Source organism: Pseudomonas sp. B3(2017) (assembly GCF_002113595.1).
GTDB classification, from domain to species: Bacteria; Pseudomonadota; Gammaproteobacteria; order Pseudomonadales; family Pseudomonadaceae; genus Aquipseudomonas; species Aquipseudomonas ekonensis.
Map to the genome: position 1 here is coordinate 1 of NZ_NEIU01000035.1, position 9735 is coordinate 9735.

The window sequence follows — 9735 nt, forward strand, 5'->3', positions numbered from 1 at the left end:
CACCCACCCTTCCCGCCTCAGCCGCAACCGGTTCCGGGCCGGCAAACGCTGATGGAGCCCCGACCGGACTGCGGCGAGCAAAGTTACCGCGGGGCGGGCCGGCTGACCGGCAAGGCCGCCTTGATCACCGGCGCCGACAGCGGCATCGGCCGCGCGGTCGCCATTGCCTTCGCCCGCGAAGGGGCGGACGTGGCGATCGCCTACCTCGACGAGCACGAAGACGCACAGGAAACCGCCCGTTGGGTCGAGCAGGCCGGCCGCCAATGCCTGCTGCTGCCGGGCGACCTGGCCCGCAAGCAGCAATGCCTCGACATCGTCGCCCGCACGGTGGAACGCTTCGGCCGCATCGACGTTCTGGTCAACAACGCCGCCTACCAGATGACACACCCCACGCTGGCCGACATCAGCGACGAAGAATGGCTGATGACGTTCGATGTGAACATCACGGCGATCTTCCGCCTCTGCCAGGCCGCGGTGCCACACATGCCGGCGGGCGGCTCGATCATCAACACCAGTTCGATCAACTCCGATGCGCCCAACCCGACCCTGCTCGCCTACGCCACCACCAAAGGCGCAATCGCCAACTTCACCGCAGGCCTCGCCCAATTGCTGGGCGAGCAAGGCATCCGGGTCAACAGCGTTGCGCCCGGCCCCATCTGGACACCGCTGATCGTGTCCACCATGCCGCCGGACAAGGTGACGCATTTCGGCGACAACACCCCGCTGGGGCGTCCGGGGCAGCCGGTGGAGGTGGCGCCGCTCTACGTGCTGCTGGCCAGCGACGAGTCCAGCTACGTGTCCGGCTCGCGGTTCGGCGTGACCGGAGGCAAGCCGATCCTGTAGATCCCCATGCCGGCCTGCCGGCCCTCCCTCCCACTTTCGCCCATCAGGAAACGCATCATGCCCAGTCCCCGCCAGCACACCCAGACTCTTGCCTGCCGCGAGTTCGCCCTGGAACAGAACCAGCGCCTGATCCGCCAGGCCCATGCCCTGAATGCAGAGGCCTTCGCGCTGATCGCCGACGTCCGCCCGAACGTCGACACCTTTGAGCAGTACCACCTGCTGCGCAACAAGGCCGAAGAAAAGTTTCAGGAGGCCAAGGAGCATCTTCGCTTGGTGAACGAAACGTTTGCCGAGCCTGCCGCACCGTCCGAGCGTCCCCGACCGTTGACCGCAGGAAAACCCCGTCAGGCCATCGCCCACGAGCCTGTCCTGCTCCTCACCGGGCGCTGAGCCACAGCCGGCCTGCCGCGCCGAGTGAGAGAAATACGGACATGAGTGAACCCCACCGCTTTTCGTTATCCGACCTGGAGGCCGCCTTGCAGGCGCAAACGCTGCCGCCGACCTTGACGCCCCTGGCGCTGGCGCACGTCCTGCAGACGCTGTGCCGCAGCGGCCTGGATGACTTGCCCCTGCCGGGACAGGGCAACACGCTGCTGCGCTGGCAAGCCCTGGCGCGGGTGGCGGCCTTCGACCTCAGCCTGTGCAAGCTCTACGAGGGCCACATCGATGCGCTGGCGATCATGCGTCACTGGGCGGCGCCGGCCATCCCCTCAGGCAGTACGTGGGGCATGTGGGCGGCGGAGCCGCCGCAGGCGCGGGTCACCGTCCGGACAGCCCACCCCGGCGGGTTCGTCCACTTGCAGGGCGTCAAGGCCTGGTGCTCCGGCGCCGCGACCGTCAGCCACGCCTTGGTCACGGCCTGGAACCCGGAGGGCCGGCAGCAACTGGTGGCGGTCGCGCTTGATCAACCCGGCGTGCGGGTCACGGACAAGGGTTGGCTAGCTGTCGGGATGTCGGCCACGCAAAGCGTGGAAGTGCAGTTCGAGGGCGCGCGGGGGCGTCCGGTCGGGCCACCGGGCGGCTATCTGGCGCGAGCCGGCTTCTGGCACGGCGGCGCCGGCATCGCCGCCTGCTGGTTCGGTTCGGCTCAAATCATTGCGGAAGCCTTGCGCGCGCACTGTGCCCGCAGCGAGGAACCGCACAGCCTGGCGCACCTGGGCGCGGTAGATTGCTCGCTGCATTGCACCGCGAACCTGCTGCGCGTCACGGCGCACTGGATAGACCGTCATCCCGACGCGGATGCCTTTCTTCCCGCACAACGCCTGCGGGCCCAATGCGAACACAGTGCCGAACAGGTGATCAGCCATGCGGGACGGGCGTTGGGCGCCACCGCCTATTGCCGTGACGCGCGTCTTGCCCGCCACTTGTGCGACCTGCCGGTGTACCTGCGGCAAAGCCATGCCGAGCGCGACCGCGCGGCGCTGGGCGCGGTCGCCGCCCGCGAGCTGCCGGGGAGCTGGATGCCATGAGCGCCGATCCGATCTCCGGCGAAGGCACCTCGCCCGAGGCCTGGCTTGCGTCGCGCCGGCTCGCCCAGGTCGCGTCGGTTCAGGCCCAGGCGCTGGTGCCGACAGGATCGCGCGCCGTCATCGTCGCGCCCCACCCGGACGATGAAGTGCTGGGCTGCGGTGGACTGCTGCAGACATTGGCCCGCGCGGGGCGGCACATCCTGCTGGTATCGGTGACCGACGGAGAAGCCAGCCATCCCGGTTCCCGCTGGTGGACGCCCCAACGTTTGCGGGCGACCCGTCGGCAGGAATGCGCGCAGGCCCTCACCCGTCTCGGCGTCCCGCACGAGCGGATGACATGGCTGCATGGCGGCTTTCCCGACACCGCCGTCGCGCGCCATGAACAGGCGCTGACGAACGTCCTGCTGGACTGCCTGCGTCCCGGCGACACCGTCTTCACCACCTGGCGCCACGACGGCCACTGCGACCATGAAGCCGTCGGCCGCGCCAGTGCCGCCGCGACGAGACAGATCGGCGCACGCTTGCTGGAGGTGCCCATCTGGGCCTGGCACTGGGCCTCTGCGCAGGATCCGCGCATCCCGTGGCGACGCGCCCGCAAGGTGCTCATGGACGAAGCAGCCCTGGCGCGCAAGCGGCATGCGGTGCAGGCCTTCGTCAGCCAGACCGAACCCGATCCGGCATCGGGCAACCCTCCCGTGCTGACGCCCCGCACCCTTGCGCGCCTGTTGCACGACTTTGAAGTGGTGTTTCTATGAGCGTCGCCAATGCCTATTTCGAGCATCTGTTCAGTCGCAGCCCCGATCCCTGGTCCATGCGTGAACGCTGGTACGAAAAACGCAAGCGCGACATCGCCCTCGCCGCGCTGCCGCAACACCGCTACCGCCGCGGCTTCGAGGCCGGGTGCGCCAACGGCGAGTTGAGCGTCAGGCTGGCGCAGCGCTGCGACAGGCTGCTGTGCTGCGATGTCTCGGCCCTCGCGGTCACGCTTGCGGCCGAGCGCCTGCAGGACGCCGGCCATGCCCGCGCCTATCAGGCCCGTGTGCCGGACCAATGGCCCGGCGGCGCGTTCGACCTGATCGTCATCAGCGAACTGGGCTACTACCTCGACGCTGCGGATCTGCGCCGGATGGTCGAGCGGGTGAGGGCCGCGCTCACCGCCGATGGTGCCCTGCTCGCCTGCCATTGGCGGCATCCGGTGGCGGTGTGCCCGCAGACCGGCGACCAGGTGCATGCGTGCCTGCACGAACACCTGCACCTGAACCGTTCGGTGCGCCACGAGGAAGCGGACTTTCTGCTGGAGGTCTGGGAAGGCAACGAGCTGTCCGTCGCCGACCGCGAGGGCCTGACGGAGCGCGCGCCATGATCGGGGTCGTGGTGCCGGCCCACAATGAGCAAGCGCTGCTGGCCGACTGCCTGCGCGCCCTGTGCCTGGCGGCATGCCATCCTGGCCTGGCCGGGGAAACCGTGCAGGTTCTGCTGGTGCTCGATGACTGCGTCGACGGCAGCGGCGCCATCGCCGCAGATGCCGGCGTCGAATGCCTGAGCGTCAGCGCCCGCAATGTCGGTTATGCCCGGGGTGTCGGCGTCAGCCATTTGATCGCCCTGGGCGCACGCTGGATCGCCTGCACCGACGCGGACAGCGAAGTGGCACCGGACTGGCTGGTGGCCCAGTTGTCGCTCGAAGCGGACATGGTCTGCGGCACGGTGCATGTGCGCGACTGGGGCGGGATCGGCCTGGCGATCCGGCAGCGCTACGCCGACGCCTATACCCACGCGGAGAACCATCGCCACATTCATGGCGCCAACCTGGGCTTTTGCGCCGTGGCGTACCTGCGGGCCGGCGGGTTCAAGCATCTGCCGGTGGACGAGGACGTGTGCCTGGTCAAAGACTTCGAGCGGTCGGGCGCCAGCATCTCCTGGAGCCAGAGGCCGCGGGTGGTCACCAGCGCTCGCCTTGAGGGGCGGGCCCGGGACGGTTTTGCCGGCTACCTGCGAAGCCTGGTGCGCGGCGAAGAAGCCGGCTCAGGCTAGCCGCTTCATGCCTGTTTCTTGAGACCCAGTTGTCTGCGCATCGCCGCAGTGATCGACTGGCGCACGTCGCCGTACCCGGCCCAAGGGTCTTCCACCTCACCCAACCGCTGCGCCAGATTGAACAGGGTCCATTGTCCGGCGCCTTTGATGTCCGCCAGCTCGTCGCGGTGGATCGGCACAGACACCGGCAGCCCCTCGCGGGCCCGCAGCGAATAAGCACAGGCGGTGGTGGCGCCCCGGCCGTTGCGCAGGTAGTCGATGAAGATCCTGCCCACACGGTTTTTCGGCCCGGAGACCGCCGAGATCCGTTCGGGAAACAGCGCGGCCAGGTGCTGAACCATGGCCTGGCTGAAGGCCTTGACCTCATCCCAACCCGCCCGGCGCACCAGCGGCACCACGACGTGCATGCCCTTGCCGCCGCTGGTCTTGAGGAACGCCTGCAAGCCGAGTTCATCGAGCAGGGTCAACGTCAGGCCGGTGGCCTCGACCATCATCTTCCAGGGCAGCGCGGGATCCGGGTCGAGGTCGAGGATCAGCCGGTCCGGCTTGTCGAAGTCCTTGGTCGTGGCGTTCCAGGTGTGCAGCTCCAGCGTATTCATCTGCACCGCACCCATCAGCGCCGGCAGTTGATTGATGACGATCGCCACCTGCCCCGCCTCAGCCTTCGAGTACTGACGCAGCCCGGGAATGGCCAGGTGCGCGGCGTGCTTCTGGAAGAACAGTTCGCCGGCCAGGCCGTCCGGCGCGCGCACCAGGGCCACCGGGCGCTGGGCCAGGTGCGGCAGGATCCAGTCCGCCACCTGGGCGTAATACTCGGCGACCTGGCCCTTGGTGGCGCCGCTGCTGGCGTCGACGATGCGGTCGGGATGGGTCAGGTGCCAGCGGCCGTCGGCCGGGCGGCCCTTGGCTTTCGCCTTCGCCGGCGCCGGGCGTTCCGCTGCCACGGTGTCGGCGGGCTTGTCGTCGCGCAAGCCATGGAACACCGAATGGCGCACCACGCCGTCACGGGTCATTTGGCCGTAAGCGACTTCGGCCAGCAGTTGCGGCTTGACCCAATGCACCTCACGGGCCGAAATGCCGGCCGGGGTTTTCTTCAATGGACTGCCGCTCACCGTCAACGGCTTCAGGCGTGAGTGAATGTGCTGCAGCGTCGTGGCGCTGAACCCGGTGCCGACCTTGCCGGCGTAGCGCAAGGTGCCGCTGTCCTTGTCGTGCAAGGCCAGCAACAGAGCGCCGAAGGCACTGCGGGAGCCTTTGGGCTCGGTGTAGCCGACGATCACGAATTCCTGCCGCTGGCTGCACTTGAGCTTGATCCAGTCGGGGCTTCGGCGGCTGACATAGGGGCTGTCGGCCCGCTTGCCGATCAACCCTTCGAGCTTCATGTCGCAGGCGCTCGCCAGCAAGGACGCGACAGGCTGGTCGAAGGACTCGGAGTAACGCAGCTCCGGGGCCTTTTCATCCGTGAGCACGGCTTGCAACGCAGCGCGGCGCTCCTTCAGGGGACGGTCACGCAGATCCTCGCCATTCAGGAACGGCGCATCGAAGACGTAATAGACGATACGTGCATCGGCCTGCTCATCGAACGCGTTCTGCAACGCCTGGAAATCCGCGATGCCGTCATCGCCGATCACCACCATCTCGCCGTCCAGCCAAGCGGACTTCAGCCCGAGCCTGGCCAGCGCCCGGGCCTGGCGGGGCATTTTCGCCGTCCAGTCCAGGCCGCTGCGGGTGAACAGTTTCACCTGTTTGCCGTCGATCCGGGCCAGCATGCGGTAACCGTCGAACTTGATCTCGTAGCACCAGTCGCCGGCGGGCGGCGAATCCACCAGTGTGGCCAGCTCGGGCTTGAGCGACGCCGGCAACGCCGAAGCGGGGGCGGCCTTGCCTTTAGGCTTGGCGGCGGCCGCTTTGGGCGGTTCCGCGATCAGCGTGCGGTCGCTCAAGACGCTGTCGGGCCGCGCTTCCAGCACGTCATAGTCGGCTTCGGCACGGGCCTGATCGTCATCGGACTTGACCAGCAGCCACTGCTCCTTCTTGCCTGCCAACCGGGTGCGGAACAGGTTCCAGGCCCCCGAGAGCTTTTCCCCCTGCAAGTGAAACCGTAGCTTGCCCTTCGTGTAGCCGTCATGGGGATCGCCTTCGGGCATCCAGACGCCGCGATCCCAGACGATCACGTCCCCGGCGCCGTAATGGCCTTCGGGAATGTGCCCCTCGAACGTCGCGTAGTCCAGCGGATGATCTTCGACATGCACCGCCAGCCGCCGCACGGACGGATCGAGCGAAGGCCCTTTGGGAATCGCCCAACTCTTGAGCGTGCCGTCGAGCTCCAGGCGGAAGTCGTAATGCAAATGGCTGGCGTCATGCTTCTGGATGCAGAACTGCAGCGCCTTGGCCTTGCTGCCGCGCGCCTGCTTGCCCGCCGGTTCCGGGGTGGCGTCGAAGTTGCGCTTGCGTTGGTATTCCGTCAGGGACTTGGCCATGGCGCGGCTCCACGATCCTGGGTGACTGTCCCGCTACGACGCCTTGCGGCGCGTGCGTTTGGGCGCAGATTTGGCCTTGCCGCCGCCCAGGCTGCGCTTGAGCAGTTCGGTCAGGTCGACGATGTTGGTCTCTTTGCGCTCGGCGGCGGATTCCGGCGCGGCCACGGTGGCGATCTTGCCCTTGCTCGCCTTTTCTTCGACCAGGGCCATGATGGTGTCCTTGAAATCGTCCAGGTACTGCTCCGGCTCCCAATGGCTGCTCATGTCGTCCACCAGGCGCTTGGCCATCTGCAGTTCCTTCTTGTCCAGTTTGGGCTGGGTGACGCTGGCGTCCAGTTCCAGGCCCTCCAGGCTGCGCACCTCGTCGGGCCAGCGCAGGGTGATCATCACCAGCGCATCCTCCAGCGGGCGCAGCAGGGCCAGGTGTTGCTGGGTATGCAGCACCACCCGCGCCAGGGCGACCTTGCCGGACGCCGTCAGCGTTTCGCGCAGCAGCGCATAGACCTTGCCGCCGCGCCGGTCCGGGCTCAGGTAATAAGGCGTGTCGAAATGCTGGAGAGGAATCTCGTCGGCCGCGACGAAGGAGAAGATGTCGATGGTCTGGGTCGCCTCGGGCCGGGCCTTGCGGATCTCGTCTTCGCTGATGACCACGTAGCGGCCTTTCTCGAACTCGATGCCCTTGACGATGTTGTCCTTGTCGATTTCCTTGCCGCTGACCTTGTTGATCCGCCGGTAACCGACCGGCTCCATGCTGCGCTTGTCCAGCCAGTCGAAATCCAGCCGCTGGCTGACGACGGCGGAACTCAAGGACACCGGGATGTGCACCAGTCCGAAACTGATCGCACCTTTCCAGATCGCGCGGGCCATGTCGGTCTCCTGTCGGCTGAACCGGTCTGTAGCCGCTCGCGGGAAATGGGTTTGGGGAGCAGCTTGTTGGGTTGAGCGCTGCGGTGAACCGGGAGTTCAAAAAGAATGCGGGCGGAGGACATCCTCTATCCGGCCTGCAAGCCAGACGGCGGCAAATGACAGCAAGTGATGTACTTCGGCAACGACTCAAAGCGAATCGATATCAATCTCCTCGCCGTCGTTTGCTTCCACGTGAGCAAGCAGATTCTTGTATGACTCGAACTCTTCTCGGGCCAGCCTGAATCTTTCCCTCGTCTCCTCCGGGCATGGAGGCTGAGGCTTCAGGCTTTGGGCGTATTGCCGGAACAGATGTCTTTTTCGTGTGCTCTGATCGTCGCCTTTGAGATAAAGATCAATGTTCTCTTGAGAAACAACGTTGTAGGAACCGAAAACAAAGGTCACATGCGCTTTGCAAACCGGGTTTTCGTTGTACCAGATAAATTCCTGCGAGGTACGTTTGTGAGGTTGTGACCTAGGCTTCGGGGGAACCAGGAAGACCACTTGCATTGCTTTGTCGTGCATCCCGCCCAAAAAACTGTCCAAATCCACCGGACTGACGCCAAGGCGTGTGGATGTGCGCGAATAATCGACCACGTCGAACGCCGTACGCAGTTCATTGAAGATACTGAACGGCATGATGTGGTGAACCCCCAGAAGCGTAATCTCGCTGTTTTCGCTTGGCGTATTCTGGTTTAGCCGTTCCAGCAGAGTAGGAAAATCGATGCATTGATCGCTGCAATACATCTTTGTTGCATCATCCGGAATGTCGGCCTCCATCTGAGACATCAGCTCCCGGTTCTCCAAGATCGGGATGTCGATAAAATCCTGAATTGAACCTTGTATCTCCGGCATGAAAGCCAGGTCGATGACACTGTGACAACCGGGGACAATTTCGAACTTATTGGTGCTGCGGGTCGGGCTGAACTCCATCCCGGCCTTCTTCACCAAAAACACTTCGTAGTTCCCCTCAGGTAACCCGCCTTTCTGAAAATACCGAGTCGGCTGGGATACAAACGAGCCCTCCTCGCTGCTGTTCAGTTCGAACTCGGTGTGCTCGGTGCTTTGTTCCTCGCGGATTCTCAGGAAGACACCATCGACCAGTTGATCCTTGTCGTCATATACGCGAATACACAGAACACCCGTTTTTTCACAAGGCTCAATTATCGAGCCGATCGGTTTGTCTTCCGGTGAGTTGGCTTTGACGCGACACATCAGAGCATCCCCCCACAGCGCAAATCGGCGTACTGCCTGACCATTTCGTAGCGCCTGCCTGGGTCAATGTCCGCCACGACCAGAAAGTCCTTAGCCCACCAGTTCTGCTCCGCCTCGATGAACCCTGCCCCGTAATACAGTGCGCACTCGATGAAGGTGAAAAACTGCATTTCGGTCATGGCACGGTAACGCTTCGCCCGTTCGAACTCCTGGTCGATAAAGGCATCCAGGGACTGGGTTCCCAAGGCTTGGATACGGTCGGCGTAAAAGGGCTCCAGCCGCGTACGCGCCCTCTGCTTGAAGTTGTCGATCGAAGAAAGCCGGAAAGCGTCCATTTGTTCTTTGCGCATGATCATAGGATTCCGTTCCACGCTCCGTTTAAGCACTACAGAATAGTGGCATCCGGCCATTTTGCAGACTATCTTGATTCCGTCGTATTGATTGCCCCGGCAGCCCGGCCTCCGCTCACCGCCATGCCCCCTCGGCCTCTCGTCAGCCGGGCCGGAAGCCGCGCCGTTTCATGAATGGATTCAGACCCGCACGGCCTTGCGCCATGCGGCACCAGGAAGGAGCCCAAGGCATGCTGGATGCCAACGCGACGCACATCACCCTGAACCTTGAAGGCGTTTCTAACGATCTCCAGGTCGTGAGTTTCGTTGGCCGCGAAGCCCTCAACCAACCTTTTTGCTTCGACATCGAACTGGTCAGCGCCCGCCCCGACCTCGCCCTCGAAGAGCTGCTGCACAAGCCCGGCGTCCTCACCTTCGGCGCCACCGGCGAGGGCAAGATCCACG

At 64.8% G+C, this 9735-nt stretch carries 10 protein-coding genes and 1 pseudogene; 7 read left to right on the forward strand and 4 right to left on the reverse strand.

The window, feature by feature from the left end; translation table 11 throughout:
• From CAG33_RS27790 to CAG33_RS27815, 6 genes are all read left to right on the forward strand, one after another.
• Positions 1–843 (forward strand): SDR family oxidoreductase (locus CAG33_RS27790; protein ID WP_139835921.1); only part of this gene is annotated, 843 nt, incomplete at its 5' end.
• A gap of 57 nt (positions 844–900) precedes the next feature.
• Positions 901–1233, forward strand: a complete 333-nt coding sequence (locus CAG33_RS27795; RefSeq protein ID WP_085641255.1) for a hypothetical protein — start codon at positions 901–903, stop codon at positions 1231–1233.
• A gap of 41 nt (positions 1234–1274) precedes the next feature.
• Positions 1275–2312, forward strand: coding sequence for an acyl-CoA dehydrogenase family protein (locus CAG33_RS27800; RefSeq protein WP_170930061.1), 1038 nt, complete (start codon positions 1275–1277; stop codon positions 2310–2312).
• On the forward strand, positions 2309–3067 hold the full coding sequence (locus tag CAG33_RS27805) for a PIG-L deacetylase family protein (protein WP_085633664.1): 759 nt from the start codon (positions 2309–2311) through the stop codon (positions 3065–3067). Before CAG33_RS27800 ends, CAG33_RS27805 begins: the two co-directional genes overlap by 4 nt.
• Positions 3064–3675 carry a class I SAM-dependent methyltransferase gene (locus CAG33_RS27810; protein ID WP_085641257.1) on the forward strand — a complete coding sequence of 204 codons (612 nt, stop codon included), beginning with the start codon at positions 3064–3066 and terminating at the stop codon, positions 3673–3675. The genes CAG33_RS27805 and CAG33_RS27810 overlap by 4 nt, the downstream gene beginning before the upstream one ends.
• Complete coding sequence (locus tag CAG33_RS27815) at positions 3672–4343, forward strand: glycosyltransferase family 2 protein (protein WP_085641259.1); 672 nt, start codon at positions 3672–3674, stop codon at positions 4341–4343. The genes CAG33_RS27810 and CAG33_RS27815 overlap by 4 nt, the downstream gene beginning before the upstream one ends.
• Positions 4344–4348: 5 nt before the next feature.
• Here the strand turns inward: CAG33_RS27815 and ligD are convergent, their stop codons facing one another.
• The 4 genes from ligD to CAG33_RS27835 form a co-directional block, all read right to left on the reverse strand.
• The gene (gene ligD, locus CAG33_RS27820) at positions 4349–6823 is read right to left on the reverse strand and encodes a DNA ligase D (RefSeq protein ID WP_085641261.1); all 2475 of its coding nucleotides are present in this window, start codon (positions 6821–6823) and stop codon (positions 4349–4351) included.
• A 33-nt stretch (positions 6824–6856) separates the two neighbouring features.
• Positions 6857–7690 carry a Ku protein gene (locus tag CAG33_RS27825; RefSeq protein WP_085633656.1) on the reverse strand — a complete coding sequence of 278 codons (834 nt, stop codon included), beginning with the start codon at positions 7688–7690 and terminating at the stop codon, positions 6857–6859.
• A gap of 186 nt (positions 7691–7876) precedes the next feature.
• On the reverse strand, positions 7877–8941 hold the full coding sequence (locus CAG33_RS27830) for a hypothetical protein (RefSeq protein ID WP_085641263.1): 1065 nt from the start codon (positions 8939–8941) through the stop codon (positions 7877–7879).
• Entirely contained in the window at positions 8941–9291 is a 351-nt protein-coding gene (locus tag CAG33_RS27835) for a hypothetical protein (RefSeq protein WP_139833037.1), read from the reverse strand. Before CAG33_RS27835 ends, CAG33_RS27830 begins: the two co-directional genes overlap by 1 nt.
• A gap of 230 nt (positions 9292–9521) precedes the next feature.
• On the opposite strand from CAG33_RS27835, the pseudogene CAG33_RS27840 reads away from it, so the two are divergent.
• Positions 9522–9735 (forward strand): annotated as a pseudogene (locus CAG33_RS27840) (type VI secretion system tip protein VgrG); the annotation flags it as partial.